At 44.4% G+C, this 21449-nt stretch carries 24 protein-coding genes; 21 read left to right on the top strand and 3 right to left on the bottom strand.

What is annotated here, in order from left to right; genetic code table 11:
• Window positions 1-12 precede the first annotated feature (12 nt).
• Together SFC25_RS11655 and lhgO are read left to right on the top strand one after the other, a co-directional pair.
• A complete protein-coding gene (locus SFC25_RS11655; RefSeq protein WP_411215442.1) occupies window positions 13-708 on the top strand; it encodes a FadR/GntR family transcriptional regulator in 696 nt (231 codons plus the stop codon).
• Between the two features lie 17 nt (window positions 709-725).
• The gene (lhgO, locus tag SFC25_RS11660; RefSeq protein ID WP_411215443.1) at window positions 726-1907 is read left to right on the top strand and encodes an L-2-hydroxyglutarate oxidase; all 1182 of its coding nucleotides are present in this window, start codon (window positions 726-728) and stop codon (window positions 1905-1907) included.
• Between the two features lie 27 nt (window positions 1908-1934).
• On the opposite strand, the gene SFC25_RS11665 is transcribed toward lhgO, so the two are convergent.
• Window positions 1935-2531 carry a class D sortase gene (locus SFC25_RS11665; protein ID WP_411215444.1) on the bottom strand — a complete coding sequence of 199 codons (597 nt, stop codon included), beginning with the start codon at window positions 2529-2531 and terminating at the stop codon, window positions 1935-1937.
• 180 nt (window positions 2532-2711) lie between these two features.
• Between SFC25_RS11665 and SFC25_RS11670 the strand changes: the two genes are divergently transcribed.
• A complete protein-coding gene (locus SFC25_RS11670) occupies window positions 2712-3215 on the top strand; it encodes a VanZ family protein (RefSeq protein WP_411215445.1) in 504 nt (167 codons plus the stop codon).
• A gap of 315 nt (window positions 3216-3530) precedes the next feature.
• Here SFC25_RS11670 and SFC25_RS11675 read toward each other — a convergent pair whose 3' ends face one another.
• Window positions 3531-4253, bottom strand: coding sequence for a GntR family transcriptional regulator (locus SFC25_RS11675; protein ID WP_411215446.1), 723 nt, complete (start codon window positions 4251-4253; stop codon window positions 3531-3533).
• A 139-nt stretch (window positions 4254-4392) separates the two neighbouring features.
• On the opposite strand from SFC25_RS11675, the gene nagA reads away from it, so the two are divergent.
• Together nagA and nagB are read left to right on the top strand one after the other, a co-directional pair.
• Entirely contained in the window at window positions 4393-5559 is a 1167-nt protein-coding gene (gene nagA, locus SFC25_RS11680) for an N-acetylglucosamine-6-phosphate deacetylase (RefSeq protein ID WP_411215447.1), read from the top strand.
• The gene (gene nagB / locus SFC25_RS11685) at window positions 5553-6308 is read left to right on the top strand and encodes a glucosamine-6-phosphate deaminase (RefSeq protein ID WP_411215448.1); all 756 of its coding nucleotides are present in this window, start codon (window positions 5553-5555) and stop codon (window positions 6306-6308) included. The genes nagA and nagB overlap by 7 nt, the downstream gene beginning before the upstream one ends.
• A 53-nt stretch (window positions 6309-6361) precedes the next feature.
• Here the strand turns inward: nagB and SFC25_RS11690 are convergent, their stop codons facing one another.
• Window positions 6362-6994, bottom strand: a complete 633-nt coding sequence (locus SFC25_RS11690; RefSeq protein ID WP_411215449.1) for a YigZ family protein — start codon at window positions 6992-6994, stop codon at window positions 6362-6364.
• Window positions 6995-7132: 138 nt separating this feature from the next.
• On the opposite strand from SFC25_RS11690, the gene SFC25_RS11695 reads away from it, so the two are divergent.
• The 16 genes from SFC25_RS11695 to SFC25_RS11770 all read left to right on the top strand — a co-directional run bounded on the left by SFC25_RS11695 (window position 7133) and on the right by SFC25_RS11770 (window position 21252).
• Complete coding sequence (locus SFC25_RS11695) at window positions 7133-8272, top strand: sensor histidine kinase (RefSeq protein ID WP_411215450.1); 1140 nt, start codon at window positions 7133-7135, stop codon at window positions 8270-8272.
• Window positions 8273-8449: 177 nt separating this feature from the next.
• The gene (locus SFC25_RS11700) at window positions 8450-9130 is read left to right on the top strand and encodes a response regulator (RefSeq protein WP_411215451.1); all 681 of its coding nucleotides are present in this window, start codon (window positions 8450-8452) and stop codon (window positions 9128-9130) included.
• 192 nt (window positions 9131-9322) lie between these two features.
• Entirely contained in the window at window positions 9323-10165 is an 843-nt protein-coding gene (locus SFC25_RS11705; protein WP_411215452.1) for a DegV family protein, read from the top strand.
• A gap of 53 nt (window positions 10166-10218) precedes the next feature.
• Window positions 10219-10461 (top strand): hypothetical protein, encoded by a 243-nt coding sequence (locus SFC25_RS11710; protein WP_411215453.1) that lies wholly within the window; start codon window positions 10219-10221, stop codon window positions 10459-10461.
• On the top strand, window positions 10449-11606 hold the full coding sequence (locus SFC25_RS11715) for an ATP-dependent helicase ComFA (protein ID WP_411215454.1): 1158 nt from the start codon (window positions 10449-10451) through the stop codon (window positions 11604-11606). The genes SFC25_RS11710 and SFC25_RS11715 overlap by 13 nt, the downstream gene beginning before the upstream one ends.
• A gap of 140 nt (window positions 11607-11746) precedes the next feature.
• Window positions 11747-12280: a ComF family protein gene (locus SFC25_RS11720; protein WP_411215455.1), complete on the top strand. Its 534-nt coding sequence runs from the start codon at window positions 11747-11749 to the stop codon at window positions 12278-12280.
• 117 nt (window positions 12281-12397) lie between these two features.
• On the top strand, window positions 12398-12817 hold the full coding sequence (locus SFC25_RS11725) for a TIGR03826 family flagellar region protein (protein WP_411215456.1): 420 nt from the start codon (window positions 12398-12400) through the stop codon (window positions 12815-12817).
• An 83-nt stretch (window positions 12818-12900) separates the two neighbouring features.
• On the top strand, window positions 12901-13158 hold the full coding sequence (gene flgM / locus SFC25_RS11730; RefSeq protein WP_411215457.1) for a flagellar biosynthesis anti-sigma factor FlgM: 258 nt from the start codon (window positions 12901-12903) through the stop codon (window positions 13156-13158).
• Window positions 13159-13176: 18 nt separating this feature from the next.
• A complete protein-coding gene (locus tag SFC25_RS11735; protein ID WP_411215458.1) occupies window positions 13177-13668 on the top strand; it encodes a flagellar protein FlgN in 492 nt (163 codons plus the stop codon).
• 39 nt (window positions 13669-13707) lie between these two features.
• Complete coding sequence (gene flgK / locus SFC25_RS11740; RefSeq protein WP_411215459.1) at window positions 13708-15225, top strand: flagellar hook-associated protein FlgK; 1518 nt, start codon at window positions 13708-13710, stop codon at window positions 15223-15225.
• Window positions 15226-15232: 7 nt separating this feature from the next.
• Window positions 15233-16117, top strand: a complete 885-nt coding sequence (gene flgL, locus SFC25_RS11745) for a flagellar hook-associated protein FlgL (protein WP_411215460.1) — start codon at window positions 15233-15235, stop codon at window positions 16115-16117.
• Between the two features lie 57 nt (window positions 16118-16174).
• Window positions 16175-16768 (top strand): DUF6470 family protein, encoded by a 594-nt coding sequence (locus SFC25_RS11750; RefSeq protein ID WP_411215461.1) that lies wholly within the window; start codon window positions 16175-16177, stop codon window positions 16766-16768.
• Window positions 16769-16779: 11 nt separating this feature from the next.
• A complete protein-coding gene (fliW, locus tag SFC25_RS11755) occupies window positions 16780-17217 on the top strand; it encodes a flagellar assembly protein FliW (RefSeq protein ID WP_411215462.1) in 438 nt (145 codons plus the stop codon).
• Window positions 17217-17447 carry a carbon storage regulator CsrA gene (csrA, locus tag SFC25_RS11760; RefSeq protein WP_411215463.1) on the top strand — a complete coding sequence of 77 codons (231 nt, stop codon included), beginning with the start codon at window positions 17217-17219 and terminating at the stop codon, window positions 17445-17447. The genes fliW and csrA overlap by 1 nt, the downstream gene beginning before the upstream one ends.
• A 124-nt stretch (window positions 17448-17571) precedes the next feature.
• Window positions 17572-18621: a flagellin N-terminal helical domain-containing protein gene (locus SFC25_RS11765; protein WP_411215464.1), complete on the top strand. Its 1050-nt coding sequence runs from the start codon at window positions 17572-17574 to the stop codon at window positions 18619-18621.
• Between the two features lie 129 nt (window positions 18622-18750).
• The gene (locus SFC25_RS11770; protein WP_411215465.1) at window positions 18751-21252 is read left to right on the top strand and encodes a CDP-glycerol glycerophosphotransferase family protein; all 2502 of its coding nucleotides are present in this window, start codon (window positions 18751-18753) and stop codon (window positions 21250-21252) included.
• The last annotated feature ends 197 nt before the right edge of the window (window positions 21253-21449 follow it).

The following is a 21449-nucleotide window of genomic DNA, read 5'->3' on the forward strand; positions in this document are numbered from 1 at the left end:
AAAGCTTACAACATGAAAAAGGAGAAAGTGGCGCATCGGATTGCGGCTGAAATATTGGAACAAATAGTGGAAGGAGATATCAAACCGGGACAAAAGCTGCCGACGGAGAAGAAGCTGTGTGAAAAATATGGCGTCAGCCGTGCTTCCATCAGGGAAGCATTGAGCGAGCTGAAAGCACAAGGCGCTGTCACATCGAAGCAAGGCGGCGGCACGTATGTAGAACAAGCATTCCATGGTGAATTCTTCCACCAAGTGATGGTAGATGAATCGAATCTTGCCAGCTTCCGTTATCTTTTTGAAATGCGGAAGATCCTGGAGCCGGAAGCAGCCATGCTGGCAGCTGAGCGTCGAACAGATAAGGAATTGGAAGAAATGCGCTCTGCACTTGAGCTAATGAAAGAAGTGGATGTTGACAGTGTTGGATCACATAAAGGACGGAATGCGGATTTTGCTTTCCATCTAGCTGTGATGAAGGCGACGCATAATCCGGTTATGATTCAAACCTTTGCCAACTTGGACACTGTTTATAAGAAAGCATTTGCTTTGTCTTTTGAGGAGAAACAAGATCTTTTGCGAAATAAGCAAATCATTTACGAGGAACATGAGAAGATTTACGAAGCTATCCATGCAGGGGAAGCAGAGCTGGCGCGTCTGCAGTGCTTGATTCATCTGCGGAATGTCGAGAAGAAACTTACCCCTGACAGCTGAAAAAAGGGGCGATACAGATGTACGACATAGCGATTGTTGGAGGCGGCATCGTCGGATTGGCTGCTGCTTATGCGATATTGCAGGAATCACCTGGTAAAAGAATTGTTATCCTGGAAAAGGAGACGGAGCTGGCGATGCATCAAACCGGTCACAACAGCGGCGTCATCCATTCGGGAATCTACTATAAACCTGGCAGCTTTAAAGCTGCTTTCGCAAAGCGTGGAAGTGAAAGCATATTCGCCTTTTGTCATGAAACAGACATCGACGTCGAGCAGTGCGGTAAAGTAATCGTTGCGACCAAAGAAGCAGAGCTGGAACAATTGGATCAGCTTTATCGCAGAGGTTTGGCTAACGGTCTGGCTATCGAGAAAATAGATAAGAACCAGCTGCAGCAAATTGAACCTTATGCGAATGGCATTGCCGCAATTCGCGTCCCGCAGGCAGGTATTGTGGATTATACGCAAGTCTGTCATAAGCTGGCAGAACGCATTCAGTCAAAAGGCGGTACGATTATGCTTGGCTGTGAAGTAGTACGGATTGAGGAAAAGCTCCACCAAGCAGTCGTACAAACAAAAGAAGGTTCTATTCAAGCGAGCTATGTCATCAATTGTGCCGGTCTGCACAGTGACCGGGTCGCGAAAGCAGCCGGTTATCTGACTGATACAAAAATTGTTCCATTCCGCGGTGAATACTATGAGCTCAAGCCGCAAGCGAGGCACTATGTCAAACACCTGATTTATCCTGTTCCCGATCCGGCATTCCCATTTCTGGGTGTCCACTTCACGCGGATGATCGGCGGTGGAATAGAAGCAGGGCCAAATGCGGTGCTCGGCTTCAAGCGCGAGGCGTACCGTAAAATGGATGTCGCCTTCGCAGATGTAGCGGATACTTTGCGCTTTCCGGGATTTTGGAAGCTTGCCGGCAAGTACTACCGGCAGGGCGCGGCGGAGTACCTCCGATCCTTCTTTAAAAGTCGGTTTGTCAAAAGTCTCCAAGAGCTTATCCCTGCTATCGAGGCGGATGATCTCGCGGCTGCTCCGGCAGGTGTCCGGGCACAAGCCCTGCAGCATGATGGTGGATTGGTTGATGACTTTCAGCTGATCCGCGGAAAGCGTACACTGCACGTATGCAATGCACCATCACCTGCAGCGACAGCTTCCCTGGAAATCGGTAAATCAATTTGGAAACAAATGCAATAGAAAACCGAGCAGTCAAGGCTGCTCGGTTTATTCTGTTTCCACAGGTACTGCTGTCCAGACAAAACGTTCCGGAGCATCTCCCACATAAGAGAACGGGTAACATGTTGTCACGGTTAGAACTTCCTCGGGAGCTGTTGGAACGATGACAGTTAAATCATCTTTATCGACGATTTTCGTATGTTCAACTTTATAGGTGAAGGAGCCATATGGCATTTCAACCACAAAGGTGTCGCCTACTTTCACTTCGCCCATGTTGCGAAATACTGTATCGCGGTGGCCGGATAAGACAATTTGGTCATTTTGGAGCGGATAAGCGGTTCCTTTATAATGGCCAACGCCTTTGTCCAGATCATCTGCATCTGTACCTTCCACAATCGGCAAATCTGCATCCAGCTTTGGTACATGCAGCACACCAACCACATCGCCTTGACCAGGAACGAAGCTGCTTGCTTCCTCTTCGGCTTGCTCAGGTGTGAGCTCCTCTGCTGCATGCGCTTCATGAAGCATTGATTTTGCATCGGACAGGGAATCTTTCTGTGCCTTTGCAGTCGTATACCATTCAAATCCTCCGTATCCTACCAACAAAAGCCCGGCAATGACAAGTATGACAGCGAATCGTTTCATATGTTCTCCTTTATGTACAAGCTGGCTTGTATACTATCTAATCATCATTATATATAAATATTTTCCAGCGGGGAAGCTGTTTCTTGTAAAGGTTTAGTAAAACGAAGCAGAGGATAAACTGCCTTTATATGGGCTGTTATGATATAATCGAAGCTTATCCAGAAAAAGGGAGGGGAGAAGATGAGTTTGAAAAAATGGGTCTATGGTATGCTGCCGCTGGCTTGCATCATCATCATCTTCCTATTTTCCGCCACCCCTTACCAAGAGCAGGACATCAAGCCGATGCTTGCTTCCCACATTGATTTAAGTCCGCTTGAACCACTTCTGGCACCTATCCAATTTACCTATGCGGGGAACGAAATCAGTGTTCAAGCAGTGGGAGTTTATTCCTTTGTAGAATTTACTCTTAGAAAAGTAGCGCATTTCGGTATCTACTTCTGTCTAGCAATCCTTGCATTTGCAGCACTTTATAAGGGGTTTGGTATGAAGTACCGCCTATCATTGCGTATTGCATTAGTGATATCAATTTTGTATGCCTGCTTAGATGAGTTCCACCAAGGCATGACGCCAGGAAGGACTCCATATATCGGCGATGTGGTTATTGATACAATAGGGGCTTGTGTAGGGCTACTGGTGGTAATTATCGGAAGAAATCTGTATCACATCTACTGGAAACGATTATAAATACGCCGAAATTCTCATTTTTGGCAAAAATAGACATCATTTTTCAATAAATATGGTATAGTTCACTATGAGACACGCGATTCAGTTTACGTACATAACGTATTGTATCGATTTTAAACGAGGTGACATAGTGAAAGAACAGGAAATATACAAGGACATCCTAGTTAAATTGATTTCCCAGACGGAAAACAAACAAATCGATGATTTAGACACCATGTTGACAAAGCTAATTCAAGAACTACAATCATATCGAGCAGTAAGCCAAAGTTAAAAGAGCAGTGTACCGGAAAACGGCGCTGCTCTTTTTGTGTGCTCTCAACGGTAAAAACTGCTTGTGAACGTGTACTTATCCGCACGATATGTGCTTGTTACATACTCGAAGGGCCGACCATCCTCCAAATAAGATAAACGGTGGATGCGCAGGACTGCATCACCAGGTGTTATGTTCAGAAGTTCAGCAAGCTCCTCGTCGGCTAAATCTGCTTCGATCTCCTGTTCAGCGCGATGAAGCGTCAACCCCATTTCCTTTTCCAAATAAGCGTAGAAGCTCTCTTTTAACTTGTTCTCCGTCAAATTTTCAGCCATTTCAAGCGGTGTCGTTATCGTTTCCGCTGCAATCGGTTCTTGATCAGCCGAACGTAGACGTTTGATTCGGATTGCTGCAGCGCCGATTTCTTTTTGTAATTTGTCTGCAGTCATGCTGCTTAATTGTATTTCTTTCCATTCTAATATAGTGCTGCTTGATGAGAGTCCACGGGCTTGCATATCTTCACTGAAACTTGTCAATTTTGATAAAGACTGATGATACGGGCGAACTTTCACGAAAAGACCTTTGTTCTTTCTTCTTTCTAGCAGTCCATCTTCTATCAATGCCTGCATTGCATGCCTTACTGTCATTCGGCTGATAGCCAAGGATTCGGTATAATGCCGTTCTGGAGGCAGCATCTCCCCAGGAGCCAAGCTGCCGGACTCGATGCGCTCACGTATCGCCTGCTCCAGCTGAAAATAAATCGGGATAGGTGAATTTTTGTCGATCATGCTGGTGCTCCTTTGTCGTTTTATTTTGTTAAGTATAGCATGCTGGGTTTTAATTGTATACACATTGTCTATAGCGTTAGACAATGTGTATACCTTGTGCTACGCTATAGGTATCATCAAGGAAAGAAGGAATCTTGCTATGGGTGACATCTTGCTTCGCAATGTCCGAATTTGCCTGCCAGAAAAGATAGTGACGGGTTATATCGGTATGATGAATGGGGAAATAGTAGAAATAGGAGAAGATGAGCCATCCAAAAGGTACAGTCAAGAAGTGGATGGAAAGCATCAGTATGCCCTGCCTGGATTTATCGATGGACATATTCATGGTGCAGCAGGAGCAGATACAATGGATGCGACACAGGAAAGTCTGCACAAAATGGCCGCCTGGCTTCCGAATGAAGGAACCACGACTTTTCTGGCTACTACAATTACACAGGATAAAAAGGCAATTGAGACAGCGTTGGAACAAGTGAGTTTGTTTACACATCAAGCAGGAGAAGCTGAGCTTATCGGAGTGCATTTGGAAGGTCCGTTTGTCAATCCGGCAAAAGCAGGAGCACAGCCGCTCGCACATATCTGCAAGCCTGATGCGGAAATCTTTCGTGAGTGGCAGCAGCTATCAGGGAATAAAATCAAGGTAGTGACGCTTGCACCTGAATGCGATGACGACTACGAGCTGACGCAGCTGCTTGCTTCGGAACAGATCACAGCATCGGCAGGCCATACGGATGCGTCATTTGAACAGATAAAAGATGCTGTGGAGAAGGGGATTTCGCAGCTTACACATTTGTGCAATCAGATGAATGGTATCCACCATCGGGATGTAGGTGCTGTTGGTGCAGGTTTTCTATTACCTGCGCTTAAGAGCGAGCTGATAGCAGATGGTATCCATGTAGCACCTGAGATGCTCCGTTTGGTTTATCAGAATATCGGTCCGGACCGATTGATTCTGATTACAGATTCCTTACGTGGAAAAGGATTGGATGACGGCACATATGATCTTGGCGGACAGGCTGTTACTGTGAAGGATGGCAAGGCTTTGCTGCCGGATGGGACGCTGGCCGGCAGTATGCTTCAAATGAAGGATGCTGTTCGGAACATGGCTGCTTTTGCAAATGCATCCGTTGCAGATATCGCCAAGATGACGGCGGAAAATCCAGCCAAACAGTATGGGATTTATGATCGCAAAGGGTCACTGGCTATAGGGAAAGATGCGGATATTGTTTTGCTGGATGATCAGCTGACATTGCAGGCCACCTATTGCAGGGGAAAATTAGCATATCGTAAGGAGGAAGAGCCATGCTGACAATGGAGAAAGCAAATGATTATAGAGAACTTAGTAAAATGGCTGCCGATCGTATCGCTGCGCAGCTTTCTAAAAAGCCCAATGCTGTGCTCGGGCTTGCGACCGGTTCCACACCGGAAGGCATGTATGAGGCACTGATCGAGATGTACAATCAAAAACGTATTTCTTTTGCAGAAGCTGCAACTTTCAATTTGGATGAATATGTAGGTCTGGAACCACATGACGAGAATAGCTATGCGTACTATATGAACCAGCACCTGTTTCAGCATATAGATTTGTCTCCTGAGAAAGCGCATCTTCCCAATGGAAGAGCAGATGATCTGGATGCAGCTTGTCAGGATTATGAACAGTTGATTGAAAATGCAGGTGGTATTGATTTGCAAGTAATCGGAATTGGTTTGAATGGGCATATAGGTTTCAATGAACCACATACTCCATTTGAACAGCGGACCCATGTGGTGGAGCTGGACAAAACAACCAGGAATGCGAACGCCCGCTTTTTCCCGAGCTTGGAAGAAGTGCCGACACATGCTATCACGATGGGCATCCAGAATATAATGGAGAGTAAAGAATTGCTGCTGCTTGTATCTGGTGAACAAAAAGCTTCTGTCTTGGAAAGGCTAGTGTATGGTGATAAAACCGAAGCGTTTCCAGCATCGATCATCAAAGAGCATCCAAATGTCACTATCATTGCGGATCAAGGAGCGCTGAGCGGTTTGAAGGCGGCAGATTACCAGACAGGAGATTGATTTCCCGGGTAATAATTTGTCGAAAAAAAAGATGTGTATAAGTCGGCTGACTTTTACACATCTTCTTCTATATATTCTTGACCGCCGAATGTTATTTCTGCTTGTGCACTAGTCATATCGGTAACAAAGGCCTGAAATTCCTCCTCCTGCCCCGATTGCATGGCGACGTGCAGTACGACGCGGTCAGCGTAGTCAATTGTACGTAATGTATAGGCAGATTGCCGCAGTTCATTTTCGACTTTTCCGAGCAATGTATAATCGATATGAATTTCAGCAAGCTGCATGAGCTGCCTTTTTACGACACCGATTTCGTCTATCGATTGTGCAGCAGATCCGGAATATGCGCGGATCAGACCGCCCGCTCCAAGCTTTATGCCGCCAAAATATCTTGTGACGACCACAGCGGTATCCTTCAAGCCCTTCTTTTTCAATACTTCCAGAATCGGCACTCCAGCTGTTCCGCTTGGCTCTCTATCATCACTTGCCTTTTGAATCAAGTCGTGTTCGCCGATCATATAGGCTGAACAGTTATGGGTAGCGTCTTTATGCTCTTTCTTGATTTTCTGAACAAAAGCTATTGCTTCTTCTTCTGTCTCGACGCGCTTCACATGACCGATAAAACGGGATTTTTGAATGACAATTTCGTGTGAACCTTCCGTTTTTACGGTAAAATAAGTTGTAAGCATCTTGCATTTTACCTCCTTGAGCACTCATTATATAAAGATAGCAGAAAACATGACGAATTACATAGAAAAGTATCCCGCAAACCCCATAAAGCAGTTGGGTAATTCGAATGATATAGCATACAAGATTGGAGAAATGAAATGGGTAAAAAAATCGAAGACAAAGCGCTCGACCGGATCATCAATGAGATGGTGGAAGCTGTCGAGAACAGCAAGGATGAGATTTTTTACATAGGGGAAGAGTCACGCATGGAATACGAGCAGCTTCTTGCCGATCTGCAGCTAACAAAGGAAAAAGTGGCTGATATGATCAAAGAAGGTGACCAGCTGGAGCAGAAGGTCCGCTATTCCAAGATACGTTTGTCCGATGTGAGCCGTGATTTTGATCGCTATTCGGAAGAAGAAATCCGCGAAGTGTACGAGCAGACCCATAAGCTGCAAATTGAGCTGCGCATGTCCCGTGAAAAAGAAAAACTTCTCCGGGAACGCCGTGATGAAATTCAGCGCCGATTGCAGGGGCTGGAACTGAAAATGAAGCGTGCAGAAGGTCTTGTCGGCAAAATAAGCGTAGTCCTGAATTATTTGAATGATGATTTCAAGCAAGTTTCCCAGCTCATCATAGATGCGAAGGAAAAACAGGAATTTGGATTGAAAATCATCGAAGCACAAGAGGAAGAACGACGCAGGCTATCCCGGGAAATGCATGACGGCCCAGCGCAAATGCTGGCGAATATCCTGCTCAGATCCGAACTTGTCGACCGTACCTTCCGCGAAAGAAGTACAGAGGAAGCATTGCTTGAGATCCAGAACATGCGTAAGATGGTCCGCAGTTCGCTGTACGAAGTGCGCCGTATCATTTATGACCTGCGCCCGATGGCGCTGGATGATCTGGGCTTGCTGCCTACCATCAAGAAGTATTTGGCTAATATTGAAGAATTCAATAATATCCATATTGATTTTACAGCACTCAAGGCAGAAAAACGGCTGGATCCAAAGTATGAGGTGGCATTATTCCGTCTTACACAGGAAGCCGTCCAAAACGCGGTCAAGCATGCAGAACCAAGTACTATAAAGGTTCGTCTTGAAGTCATGCAAGAGTTGGTCGTCATCAGTATCATCGATGATGGCAAGGGCTTCGACGTTACGGTGAAAAAGGAAAACTCCTTTGGAATCATCGGGATGCGCGAACGTGTCGAGATGCTTGACGGCTCTATAGCTTTCCACTCCGAGATTGGAAAAGGGACCCGAGTCCTAATCAAGGTTCCGCTTACAGAAGGATAAAATAAGGATTTCAGTGGCGGTAATCAGGTAATTATGCTTATAATTAGAAGCATGCAAATATGTCAACCGCTTAGACGGGACTTGTTAACGCACTTATATTGACAATTTACTCATAATTTCTTAAAACTTGCAGCAAACAATGAAAAATAACAAGAACTTGTAGGAGGAGCGAACCACATGAGTACTGGAATTTTATTGATTGACGACCATAAGCTATTTCGAGAGGGTGTCAAACGCATCCTGGAATTCGAACCGGCTTTCCAGGTTGTAGCAGAAGGAGATGACGGATCAGAAGCGCTCGAGCTTGTTGAGAAGTTTAATCCAGATGTCGTCCTTATGGATATTAATATGCCGACTACAAACGGTGTACAAGCAACAGCTGACTTGATCAAGCACCGTCCTGATATCAATGTCATCATCCTTTCCATCCATGATGATGAAAACTACGTCACACATGCTTTGAAAACTGGTGCACAAGGGTACCTTTTGAAAGAAATGGATGCAGATTCTTTGATCGATGCCATCAAGGTTGTCAGTGAAGGCGGATCCTACTTGCATCCGAAAGTCACGCATAATCTTGTGAAGGAATACCGACGTCTTGCGGAAGAAAACAATTCTTCCATCTCCAGCAAAATCGGTGAGCACCGCCGTCCATTGCACTTGCTTACACGCCGGGAATGTGAAGTACTGCAGCTCCTTGCTGATGGCAAGAGCAACCGCGGCGTAGCGGAAGCACTGTATATCAGTGAGAAAACAGTCAAGAACCACGTAAGTAATATCTTGCAGAAAATGAATGTAAATGACCGAACTCAGGCAGTTGTAACGGCAATCCGCAACGGCTGGGTAGAAGTATTATAAGAGAAAGTCCGGGAGATAAACCCGGACTTTTTTTATTTTTCTAGTGAATGGCTGCACAAAACCAGCCATTTAACGCAGGAATTTTTTAATTCTGTTCTGACATGCATGAGTTGAAATTCCTATTTGATAGATGCAAAAAGCACAGTCATAGGGTAAGATAGAAGGCAGAAAAATGTAAGGGAGACCGATAGCATGAATATTGCTGTAATGACAGATAGTACAGCATATCTTACGCCAGAACAGCGAGAAGCATTTGACATACATATGATCCCACTGCAGGTTGTTTTCGATGATGCAACGTATGAAGAAGAAGTGGATATCACTGCTTCGGAATTTTATGAGAAGGTCAAGCAGCAAAAATCTTTGCCGAAAACATCACAGCCTGCAGTCGGCAAAGTGATCGAGAAGCTGGAGGAGCTAAGCAAATCCTACGATGCTGTTATTAGTGTGCATCTCTCCAGTGGTATTAGCGGGACGTACCAATCAATGGTTGCTGCTGACGATATGGTGGAAGGAATCGATGTACATGCCTATGATTCCGAGCTGAGCTGTATGGCCCAGGGCTACTATGCATTGGAAGCGGCTCGTATGGTGAAACAAGGCGCATCTGTGGAAGAAATCCTTAAGCGTTTGGACGAAATGAAAGAAACGATGATTGCATATTTCATCGTAGATGATCTATCCAATCTGCAGCGCGGAGGACGCTTGAACGGAGCACAAGCCATTATCGGCAGTCTGCTTCAGGTGAAGCCAGTTCTCCATTTTGAAGATAAAAAGATTGTTCCTTTTGAAAAGATCCGGACAAAGAAGAAAGCAATCAGCCGAATCAAATCATTATTCGATGAGCAAGCTGCAGATGGTGCGGAAATGAAGGCCTGTATCATTCACGGCAATCGACCTGAGGAAGCAGAAAGTCTGCGTCAGGAATGGGCGGCCGAATACCCAAATGCAGAAATAGAAGTATCTTATTTCGGCCCGGTTATCGCCACCCATCTTGGCGAAGGTGCCATTGGATTTTTGTGGTACAAAGTGTAAGGGGGGATAGTTTCTCTCCCCTTTTTTTATAGAAAGGAGCAAGTAAATGGAACTTGATCCAAAACGCTATGCCGGCAAGCGATTATTACGCCTTGAAATTCCTCTATCACATAATCACCTCCAAGAAGCTCTCCATCAGCAACACTTCAAGCAAATCCCGACAATCCGAAAAGAAAAAAACGGCTCATATTGTAATCGGTGCAACGCTACACAGCAGCACTTGCAAAATATGGACTGTCAGATTTGTAGCAGTATCCATCTTTATTGCAGGAACTGTATTCAAATGGGGCGAGTGAGTGCCTGTGAACATTTTTATGAATGGTCTGGTCCAGAGCCTGACTGGCCGAATCATGATCATCCTTGTGCTTGGGAAGGTGAATTGACCAAGCATCAGCAGTTTGCAGCAGATGCAATCGAACAGGCGATGAAGCAGAATGGAAAGCTCCTGGTTCATGCTGTATGTGGCGCAGGGAAAACGGAGATGCTTTTCCAAGGTATTGCAAGCTCGCTGCAGCAGGGCAAGCGAATCTGTCTCGCAACACCGCGGGCAGATGTTGTCCGGGAATTACTCCCGCGATTTCAACAAGCTTTTCCGGATGTCACTGTACAAGCATTGTATGGCGGCAGTCCGGATAAAACGGCTGACGGTCAGCTTATCCTGGCAACCACGCATCAGCTGCTCCGTTTTTATCATGCATTTGATGTACTTATCATTGATGAAATCGATGCTTTTCCATATCATGCGGATCCGATGCTCCATGTCGCTTCGGAAAAAGCCAAGAAACCAACATGTGCCTCCATCTTCCTCACTGCCACACCTCGACAAAAAGAGAAGAAGCAGATCGCCGCTAAAACACTTCCGCATGTGTTCGTTCCCGTGCGCTTCCATGGCCAGCCGCTTCCTGTACCTGCTTCCAAGCTTTGTTTTGGCCTGCAAAAGCAGCTCAAAAAAGGAAGCCTGCCGAAAGGGCTGTTACATTGGCTTCACAAGCGCAGAAATCCGACAAGGCAGGTGCTCATTTTCCTGCCCACCGTAGTGCTTGCTGATAGACTAGAACAAGAAGCAATGGATGTACTGCGTCCATTAGCACAAAAAATCCTGCCAAAAAGTGAAGCGGAAACACTAATCAGAACCGTCCATGCTGCCGATAAAGACAGAGAAGCAAAAGTGCAGGCATTTCGAAATCGGAAAACAGCCATTATTTTAACAACGACCATTCTGGAACGAGGTGTCACGTTTCCTTCTGTAGATGTGGCCATATTGGATAGCAGCCATGATGTGTTTGATGAATCGGCATTGGTGCAAATTGCTGGTCGTGCCGGCAGAAGTCCGGCCGATCCGACTGGAGAGGTTATTTTCTTTCATGAAGGAAGAAGTGACGCTATGGATGAGGCAGTGCGTGCCATCACCGATATGAATCGAAGGGCAATGCGTCTATGAATCTTTGTGTGGGATGCGGGGAGTCGTATACGTCCCGGCCGAGCTGGTCGACTTTTTTCTGGCCGGAGCGGATCTCACTCCTTTGCAGCGATTGTGAAACATCATTTTACAGACTGAAGAAGCCGGGTTGCCCAAGTTGCATGAAGCAAACAGCTTCCAGCGTTTGTTCGGATTGTCTGGATTGGGAAAAAACAAGCTATCAAACTGTGCTGGAGAAGAATGTATCCTTGTACAGCTATGAGCCATTTATGCAGGATTATATAGCAAGATGGAAATATCGAGGCGATTATGTGCTGGGAAAAGTGTTTGAAGCTGAGTTTCGGAAACTCTATCTGCAGCATTTCCAAGATTCCAAGTATGAGGTTGTTCCTATTCCATTAAGCGCAGAGCGGATGGCGGAGAGAGGCTTTAATCAAGCGGGTGAGCTGGCATTTTTCACACGGGCCAAACAGAAACTTGTACTAGGAAGAAAGCATGCTGAAAAGCAATCCAAGCGCAGCCGATTGCACAGGCTGACAGCGGATAACCCGTTTTATTTGCTGGCAAAACCGCCCAAATACGCTGTTTTAATCGATGATATCTATACAACAGGGACAACGCTAAGGCATGCTGCGCAAGTTTTGAAGGAAAATGATACCGATTTTGTGGCTGCCTGTACGCTAATCAGGGGGTAACTTTCCCATATGCCAAATGTCGTGTAAACAGCGGGATTGTCACATTAGCGTGCTATAATTATACTAATCAGGTCACATATGTGTGTACCTATTATACTAGGAGGAGGGCGTTAGCCTATGTTAGAACTAGCAAATTGCGTCCGCTGCGGAAGCGTATTCGCACGAGATTACAGAGATATTTGTCCAAATTGCCATCGAGAGGAAGAGCGTTCCTATCAAATGGTCTACCAGTATCTGCGCAAACGTGAAAATCGCCAAGCAACCATCCAGCAAATTACTGAAGCAACAACGGTACCAGAATCATTGATCATCAAATTTGTCCGTGAAAAACGATTGCAGCCAAGTCAATTCCCGATGCTGTCTTATTCCTGCCGCAACTGTTCCAATCAAATTACGGAAGGCGAAATTTGCACAGATTGCAAAGGTCAAATGCGCAAAGATCTGGATGTTGCACGTGAATTGGATGAGAAACGTGTAGCTGCTGCAGGTGTGAAAGAGCAGCGTGTCTATTACAATGCAAATCGTTCTGTGAAATAATTCATTAAATCGCTTAACATTTCCCTGATGTTGACCGATACTATCTGTAAGAGTGTTAAGAAGTTGGAAAGGGGTGCAGATCTTTGAAAATACAAGGTCCGAACCAATCCGGGTTCAATCCGTACACAAAACAGCTCAAGCAGCAGGCAGATTTGCAAAAGGCAAGTCAGCGCCAGGATAAGCTAGAGATTTCCTCAGAGGCGAAACGCCTTCAGGAAGGCGAGAAGATCCAGGCAAGCCGCCAGAGCCATGTGGAACAGATAAAAGCCGCAGTACAAAATGGCGAATACAAAGTCGATGCAGAGAAAACCGCTAAGAAAATGATGGATTTTTGGTCTTAAGACCAAGGAGGAGCAACCATGGCTTTACAAGCTTTATTGGAAACGATCGAAAAACTGCATACATTGCATCGGAGTCTTCTGGAAATCAGTCGGCTGAAAACGGATCATTTAAAGGCAAATGACATGGAAAGTCTGCAGAAGCAGCTGCTTGCAGAAAAGAAGCATGTGCAAGCTGTAGCCCAAATTGAGAAACTGAGAATCGCACAAACTGAATCATGGGCTGTTGTTTCTGGACTTCCAGTACCGGCTACCGTTTCCGAGCTTTTGGAATTGATCACAGATCAGAAGGTAGCGCTTCAGTTTGAACAAGAGCTGATTGGTCTTACAGAGACTGTGACAGAGCTTAAGAAGCAGGAAGCGCTCAATCAGCAGCTGCTCGAGCAGTCGATGCAATTCTTGCAAGTTTCACTGGATATGCTTGCTCCCTCCATTCAATCATTGAATTACGGTACATCTAACCAGGATCAGCAGCGACCGCAGAATCGCGCCTTGTTTGACTCCAAAGCATAACACAGATACGGAAAAGCTATCGGTAAAAGGGGAATATAAATGGGATCAACATTCCAAGGATTAGAGATTGCCCGCTCTGCGCTTTTTGCGCAGCAGACGGCGTTATATACAACAAGTAATAACATTGCGAATGCAAATACAGAAGGCTATACAAGACAGCGCGTCAACTTCGAACAAATCTCCCCATATCCAGCCGCAGGACGCAACCGTCCAGAAGTGGTCGGCCAGCAGGGAACAGGTGTCCAAGCAGGTTCAATTGAACGAATCCGCAACAGCTACTTGGATGCGCAATATCGTTCGCAGACTGGTACGGCTGCTTATTGGAGTATGAAATCAGAAGCTTTAAGCCGTATGGAAGGTGTCATCAATGAGCCATCCGATACAGGATTGTCCGCTGTAATGGATGATTTCTGGAGCTCCCTTCAGGATCTTTCTTCCACGCCAGAGGAATCTGGAGCACGCTCCGTAGCCTTACAGAAAGGACAGGCTGTGGCGGAGACATTCAACTATATCTCTGACAGCCTTACAAATGTCCGGGGTGACCTTCGTGACCAGATTGATAATGTTTCCGTAAAGAGTATCAATTCTTATATGAATCAAATCAATGAATTGAACAAACAGATAGCCGAAATGGAACCGCACGGTATGGTAACGAATGATCTGTATGACAAACGAGATGTGCTTATCGATGAGCTATCATCAATGGTGAACATCAAAGTAGAATATCAGGAATCAGGCGGTCTGTCCCCAACAGCTGCGCAAGGTATCGCTAAAATTACTTTGGTGGACGATCAGGGTGCGGCACAAGCCGTACTGGTTGACCCAGATTCGAAAACATATCAGCCGTTGTCCATCCAGTATGGACAAGATGAAAACGGCATGGAAGCCGTTGAGAGTATCACATTTGGGGAAACAGTAATTTCTGTGGAAGATTTTACAGCCAAAGGTGAGCTTAAAGGCTTAATAGATTCTTATGGCTATCTGGAAGACGGTACAGTTAAAGGTACATATCCAGACATGATGAAGAACCTTGATAAAATGGCGTTCAACTTTGCTCAAGCAATCAATGCTGTGCAGCAGACTGGTTACACAAAAGGTGGCACAGTATCAGGTATTGATTTCTTTGATGCAGGCCAATCCGAGTATGGTGCAGCAGCAAACATCAGTCTTTCAGATGCAATCGAAGGACAACCGGATTTAATTGCAGCAAGTGCGGATGGTACCTCAGGTAATGGTGAAAATGCGAAAAAGCTTTCGGAAGCAATGCGTTCACCTTTAGAAGGACTAGGCAACACTTCCGTCAGCAGTTTCTATGAAGGTATGATTGGAACACTGGGTGTAAATGCACAGGAAGCAAACAGACAAGCAACAAACTCTACTTCACTAGTAGATCAAGCTGACCTTCAGCGTCAATCAGTTTCCAGCGTGTCACTCGATGAAGAAATGACCAACATGATCAAGTTCCAGCACGCTTATAATGCTGCAGCCCGCAGTATGACAGCCGTTGACGAAATGCTTGATACAATCATCAACAACATGGGATTAGTAGGGAGGTAAGTGAAATATGCGTATAACACAAAGTATGATGTCCAACAGTATGCTGCGTAACCTTAGCAACAGCTATGGCGATTTGAATAAATATTCCGAACAGCTTTCTTCAGGGAAGAAAATCACAAAGCCTTCTGATGATCCCGTTGTTGCGACAAAAGGTATGAGCTATCGTACGGAGGTGCGGGATGTTGAGCAGTATAAACGGAATCTATCAGAGGCGCAAACGTGGATTGATAATTCTGATTCCGCACTGAGCAACGCTACAAGTGCACTGCAGCGACTTCGTGAATTGGCTGTTCAAGCAAGCAACGGTACGTATGAAGAAGGACAACGCGGTAATATTGCAGAGGAAGTTGATCAGCTGAAAGAGCAGCTGGCAACAATTGCGAACACACAAGTGAATGAGAAATATATTTTTAATGGCTCTGCTACGAACACTGCTCCTGTTACAATTAACGAAGATGGCAGTACAACGGTGAATTTTAATTCTAATGCAGTTAACCTTACTTTGTCTAAAGGCGTTGATGTTAATATTAATGTTGATGGTAACGCAGTATTTGGAGAAAAGCTGTTCAGTGACCTAGATAACCTATCAGCAGCACTTCGCTCTGATGGCTCTGATGAAGACTTGGATCAGTACATTGGGCTAATCGATGAGAACATTAATAATCTTGTCAATGAACGTGCAGATTTAGGAGCTCGGATGAACCGCATGGATCTTGTGGAATCCCGATTGGGTGACCAGGAGCTTTCTGCTACAAAATTGATGTCCAATAACGAAGATGCCGAAATGGAAGAAGTCATCATGAATCTTACTTCCCAGGAAGCTGTCCACCGAGCTGCCATGTCAGCAGGTGCACGGATCATTCAGCCAACCCTTATGGACTTCCTACGATAAAAATAGAAAAAGCTCTGCCAGCTGGCGGAGCTTTTTGTATAGAAAGGAGCGAGACTTATGCAAATGCCGCAGATACGATTGCAATCGCAGCAAGCTAAAATCAGTATTCATACAACCGATGCGACAGTGGATATTGGACAGCCAGAAGCAGAGCAAACGATCCGTCAGCCGCAAGCGGAAATCACAATGCATACTACACCATCCAAGCTGACGATTGATCAAACGCAAGCTTGGAACGATATGGACTTGAAATCCGTTTTTAAGCGGACGGAGGATTTTGCAGAGCTTGGTAAAAAATCCTATTTGGATGGAATTGCACGGAGGGTACAAGAAGGCAAGGAAATGATGCAGATTGAAAAGGGCGGAGATCCGATTGTGGCCCAAGCAAAGCGGATAGATGAACGGAAGCTGAAAGATTTTGGTTTAGGCTGGATTCCGTCGCGATTCGCTGTAAAAACAGATTATCAGCCATCTGAGCTGGATATTAATGTGAAGATTAACCGTCCCGAAATAAAAAACACAGCACAGAAGCCGGAATTTAATTATCAAAAAGGACAGGTAGACACAAGCATTGCACAATATCAATCGCTTAAAGTAGACTTTGAGAATCTAAAGTTTTATGGAGTCAATGGATTTGAAATGAATATATAAGGAGTTTACTAATGAATATTGAGACAAAATACTTCGGCAGTATGATAGTAGAGGAAGAAAAGGTTATCCATTTTGACAAAGGGTTGCCTGGATTTCAGGAAGAAAAAGCATTTGTATTGATTGATTTTCCGGATAATCCTGTATTTCAGATTTTACAAAGTACGACATCAGCACATGTGGCATTTGTAGTGGCTAGTCCGTACCATTTTAATAAAGAATATGCTTTTGACTTGGCAGAACAGATTAGAGAAGAGTTAGACATTACGAAACAAGAACAAGTAAAAGTTTTATCCATATTGACATTACGTGATCCTTTTATAAACAGCACAATTAATCTGCAGGCGCCGCTTATTATTAATGCTGATTCCATGTACGGACAGCAGATTATTTTATCAGATGATTATTCCTCACGGACGCCTATGCAAGTTGAGAAAGTGAAGGTGGACTGATGTTAGTATTGACGAGAAAAGTTGGTGAATCCCTTAAAATTGGCGATAACATCGAACTGAAAATACTCAGTATAGATGGGGAACAAATCAAACTAGGGATTGATGCTCCAAGGCAGATTGCTATACATAGAAAGGAAGTCTACCTTGCAATAGAGCAGGAAAATAGCGATGCAGCAGAAACATCCGTCGATTTACTCAATTTCTTGAAAAATAATGGTGAAAAAAGCTAAACATGTTGTGAAATCCTCCGATATAAATAGTACAGCACAGGAAAGCAGCGGGCGGCCGATCGCTGCAGACCAGTGAAAACCACAAGGATGTGGGCTGTACTTACACTCAAGGAGGAATTTTATAATGAGAATCAATCATAATATCGCTGCACTTAACACTTTCAACAAACTTAGTGCTAACCAAACATCTACACAAGGATCACTAGAAAAGCTTTCTTCTGGTCTTAAAATCAACAAAGCTGGAGACGATGCAGCAGGTCTAGCAATCTCCGAAAAAATGCGTGGTCAGATCCGTGGTCTTGATATGGCTTCTAAAAACGCACAAGATGGTATCTCTTTGATCCAAACTGCTGAGGGTGCTTTGAACGAAACACACTCTATCCTACAGCGTATGCGTGAACTTTCCGTTCAGTCTGCATCTGATTCTAACAACGATAACGACCGTGCAGAGCTTCAAAAAGAAGTAGATCAGCTTGCATCTGAAATCACTCGTATTTCTACTGATACTGAATTCAACACTAAAAAACTAATCAATGGTGATGCTACAGATCTTACTTTCCACATCGGTGCTAATGCTGGTCAAAGCATTAACCTTTCTATCAACGATATGGGAGCATCAGCTCTTGAAGTAGGATTATCAGCGACAGCTGCTACTGTTGATGGTGAAAAAGTCCTTCAAGATGCTGCAGGTGGAACAGTTGGTACATGGGAAGACGCTGTTGAAGCTATCAATGTTGGAGATACCCTTGAAGGCGGTGGAACTGCAACTGAATCAGATGTAGTGGCAGCAAAAGCAGCAGGTTACTATGATGGAGATACACTTGTTAAAGCTGCTGATGCAGCACTAGAAGATGGAGCAGAAGTAAATTCTGGTATCAACATTTCTGACAAAACATCTGCTGATACAGCAATCACAACTATCCAAACTGCAATCGACAAAGTTTCTGCAGAGCGTTCTAAACTAGGTGCTTACCAAAACCGTCTTGATCACACAATTAACAACCTTGGTACATCTTCCGAGAACTTGACTGCTGCTGAGTCTCGTATCCGTGACGTAAATATGGCTCAAGAAATGATGAACTTCACTAAGAACAACATCCTTTCACAAGCAGCTCAGTCTATGTTGGCTCAAGCTAACCAACAGCCGCAAGGCGTACTTCAATTGCTTCAATAAGTTCTTGAAGAGCTTACCTTTAAAAATCGCACAGGCGTTCATCGCCTTGTGCGATTTTTTTTGTATGTGCAAATACATGAGTAAACTTGTAGAATAAGAACTACAACTACTTGAATCGGAGGTTTACGCATGATAATTGATTTCGCTCTCATCTATGCTGACGGCAGCGGTCAGCTGGAACAAACTTTAACAAAGACAGCACATCTCCTGACAGAACGTGGTCATCAGGTGCGTGTGTTCCAAGCCTATCGCCCGGAACATGCGGAATGGGAGTCTGGTTTAACGGAAATTCATTATTATGGAGAAAAAAGCGGTCTAGAGTATGAGAATCCAGATTCACTTATAGAAGGATATACAAATAGTCTTCGTCATCACGGCAAGCCGGATGTGATTGTTGCAGTACGGGCACCTCTCTTGAATTATGTGTGTCGAACAGCAGTAGCCCAGCTTCACGGCTCGGCACCTAGAATATACTCATGGCTGCAAGGAGGGCCGGAAGAGTATGGTTATGAAGAGGCGTTAAAATTTGCTGATCGACATTTGGTAATGAATGAACAGCTGGAAGAAGCTGTTCAGCGATATGCTTTTCAAGATCAATGGCTGCATATGATTGGGGAGCCGATACTGCTGGAGAAACACGAGCCGATTCCTCGTCCTGCAGATAAAGCTCATTTTATTTCTGTTGGTGAACTTTCTTTGTTCGATAACCACTTTGAACGGATTTTCACCGCATTTCGAAGTATACAGGATAAAGCACACTTGACGATAATCGGTGAAGGCTCCGATAAGGCGGCTATCCAAGATATGGCGCTGCAAATGGGAATTAAAACAATAGAGTGGAAAGATGCAACAGAAGACACTTGGGCACATATAGAATCGGCAACAGCCATCATCGTTAATGGCAACTATGAAGAATCTCACTTGCTGACAGTGGAAGCATTAGATCGAGGAATTGTAACAGTCTTTGAAGAGTCTAATGAGGAGCTGCCAACTTTAGATGATTTGCCTGCAATTGCTGTGGGGGGTTATGAATTACCTTCAGCTGAGACATGCCAGACAATGGTCCAGCCATATTACATCAATACAGTAATCAACAACTTAGAAAATGCCTTGCATGACGAAAGCGATACGGATATCCCTTTGCAGGCAATTCATGATACACAATATCTCTACTATAAAGTCTTGAATGATATTTTAACTTGTGCAATAGATGGAGCTGAATCTGTAATTCAAACCGAAGAAGAGGTCGACTATTTAGCGAGTTTCTTCACCCAGCGATATATTATGGAAGAGTTCAAGCCAGTCGAGGCAGATGTAATGAGACAGGTGGCATATCCTAAAGTAGAATCTGTCGACTATCATTACACGAGAGCTTCGGTGCGCTTGCTGCTGATTCAAACTTGGAAAGAGCAGGATCGTTCTGAGAAAGTATATTGCAGGCTAGAGATGATTAATAAGGCGGGGACGTGGAAAATCGATCAGCTGCACCGAGAAGCACCCTACAGACCGGATGAGTTATCTATTTCCACTACTGGACGAAAAAAGCTAGTGATGGTAGCGCGCAATAGCAGCGGCTCGAATACGTACGCACTGGAAAAATATATTCCTGATGCTGTTCAAGAGACATTTGATGTAGAGCTGCTACAACAACAGGAAACACAGGAATTCCAGGAAAAAGTCAAAGCGGCTGATGTTTTAATCATTACGGAAGCCAACATCAAACATAATAAGAAGCTTTACAATCCAAACCAGCTGATCATCGATACATGGCATGGCTTCCCGTTGAAAGCAATGGGTTTCCAGGATAAAAATGAACAAAATAAACATGTACTGGCGGATCGGTGGGGAAGCATTAATTATGTCTGTTCGTACTCAGATTTCTTCAGTGATTTAATGACACGTTGTTTCAAGCTAAATCCGGAACATATCCAGCTGACTGGAGCTCCACGTAATGATTTACTGCTGCAGCGGCCGGATACGCACTTTTTAAGAGAAGAATTTGATATTGACCCGAGTGAAAGCCGGATGATTTTCTTTATGCCGACTTACCGTCAGGTAGCTCATAATGATCGTGCGGATACGAACTTGAATCGAGATAATCTTTTCGGTATGGAAAGCTTTGATAATGATCAATTTTACGATTTTCTAGAAAAAGAAAATTTGGAGCTGATTGTGAAACTGCATCCTGCTGAGGAAAAACTGTTTTTAAATCATTTCGAGATGCAAACGCGTGTACATTTGCTTACTGATGAAATGCTGACACGTTATGGAATGGATTTGTATGAAATCATGCCGCTTGCGGATATGCTGATTACAGATTATTCCTCCATTTATTTTGATTATTTGCTGCTGGATAAGCCGATCATCTTTTCTCCTGTGGACCTTCAATCCTATCAGCAAAATCGCGGGTTCATACTCGATTCGTATACAAACTGGACGCCTGGGCCAAAAGTGACGACGCAGGAAGCGCTGCAGGATGCCTTATCGTCCTTTGTGGAGAACCCTTCTTGGTATGGAGCTGAACGAAAGCAGATTCGAGATCAAGTGCATCACTTCCAAGACAGCAAGTCATCTGAAAGAGTTTGGGAATTTATTCAAGAGAAGATTTCTGCTTATACGCAACCTGTTTAAAACTGCCATTTTCATGGCGGTTTTTTATTTTGAAAAAAAGAGGTTTCAACCTAAAACGAATTGGGTATAGAGAGGGGTCTATTCTCCTAAGGAAAGAAGTAATTAAAAAATTCCAGAGAATCTCTTATAAATTTACATTAAAGCCGAAATTACGTATATTTAAACAGGAAGATGCCAAATGAACCCCCCAGGAGGAA

It is taken from the genome of Terribacillus saccharophilus (genome assembly GCF_046592595.1).
Classification (GTDB): Bacteria; Bacillota; Bacilli; order Bacillales; family Amphibacillaceae; genus Terribacillus; species Terribacillus saccharophilus_C.

Coding starts and splice junctions, on each gene's coding strand:
- SFC25_RS11655 (WP_411215442.1), top strand. CDS start 13: ATGAAAAAGGAGAAAGTGGCGCATCGGATTGCGGCTGAAATATTGGAA.
- lhgO (WP_411215443.1), top strand. CDS start 726: ATGTACGACATAGCGATTGTTGGAGGCGGCATCGTCGGATTGGCTGCT.
- SFC25_RS11665 (WP_411215444.1), bottom strand. CDS start 2,531: ATGAAACGATTCGCTGTCATACTTGTCATTGCCGGGCTTTTGTTGGTA.
- SFC25_RS11670 (WP_411215445.1), top strand. CDS start 2,712: ATGAGTTTGAAAAAATGGGTCTATGGTATGCTGCCGCTGGCTTGCATC.
- SFC25_RS11675 (WP_411215446.1), bottom strand. CDS start 4,253: ATGATCGACAAAAATTCACCTATCCCGATTTATTTTCAGCTGGAGCAG.
- nagA (WP_411215447.1), top strand. CDS start 4,393: ATGGGTGACATCTTGCTTCGCAATGTCCGAATTTGCCTGCCAGAAAAG.
- nagB (WP_411215448.1), top strand. CDS start 5,553: ATGCTGACAATGGAGAAAGCAAATGATTATAGAGAACTTAGTAAAATG.
- SFC25_RS11690 (WP_411215449.1), bottom strand. CDS start 6,994: ATGCTTACAACTTATTTTACCGTAAAAACGGAAGGTTCACACGAAATT.
- SFC25_RS11695 (WP_411215450.1), top strand. CDS start 7,133: ATGGGTAAAAAAATCGAAGACAAAGCGCTCGACCGGATCATCAATGAG.
- SFC25_RS11700 (WP_411215451.1), top strand. CDS start 8,450: ATGAGTACTGGAATTTTATTGATTGACGACCATAAGCTATTTCGAGAG.
- SFC25_RS11705 (WP_411215452.1), top strand. CDS start 9,323: ATGAATATTGCTGTAATGACAGATAGTACAGCATATCTTACGCCAGAA.
- SFC25_RS11715 (WP_411215454.1), top strand. CDS start 10,449: ATGGGGCGAGTGAGTGCCTGTGAACATTTTTATGAATGGTCTGGTCCA.
- SFC25_RS11720 (WP_411215455.1), top strand. CDS start 11,747: ATGAAGCAAACAGCTTCCAGCGTTTGTTCGGATTGTCTGGATTGGGAA.
- SFC25_RS11725 (WP_411215456.1), top strand. CDS start 12,398: ATGTTAGAACTAGCAAATTGCGTCCGCTGCGGAAGCGTATTCGCACGA.
- SFC25_RS11735 (WP_411215458.1), top strand. CDS start 13,177: ATGGCTTTACAAGCTTTATTGGAAACGATCGAAAAACTGCATACATTG.
- flgK (WP_411215459.1), top strand. CDS start 13,708: ATGGGATCAACATTCCAAGGATTAGAGATTGCCCGCTCTGCGCTTTTT.
- flgL (WP_411215460.1), top strand. CDS start 15,233: ATGCGTATAACACAAAGTATGATGTCCAACAGTATGCTGCGTAACCTT.
- SFC25_RS11750 (WP_411215461.1), top strand. CDS start 16,175: ATGCAAATGCCGCAGATACGATTGCAATCGCAGCAAGCTAAAATCAGT.
- fliW (WP_411215462.1), top strand. CDS start 16,780: ATGAATATTGAGACAAAATACTTCGGCAGTATGATAGTAGAGGAAGAA.
- csrA (WP_411215463.1), top strand. CDS start 17,217: ATGTTAGTATTGACGAGAAAAGTTGGTGAATCCCTTAAAATTGGCGAT.
- SFC25_RS11765 (WP_411215464.1), top strand. CDS start 17,572: ATGAGAATCAATCATAATATCGCTGCACTTAACACTTTCAACAAACTT.
- SFC25_RS11770 (WP_411215465.1), top strand. CDS start 18,751: ATGATAATTGATTTCGCTCTCATCTATGCTGACGGCAGCGGTCAGCTG.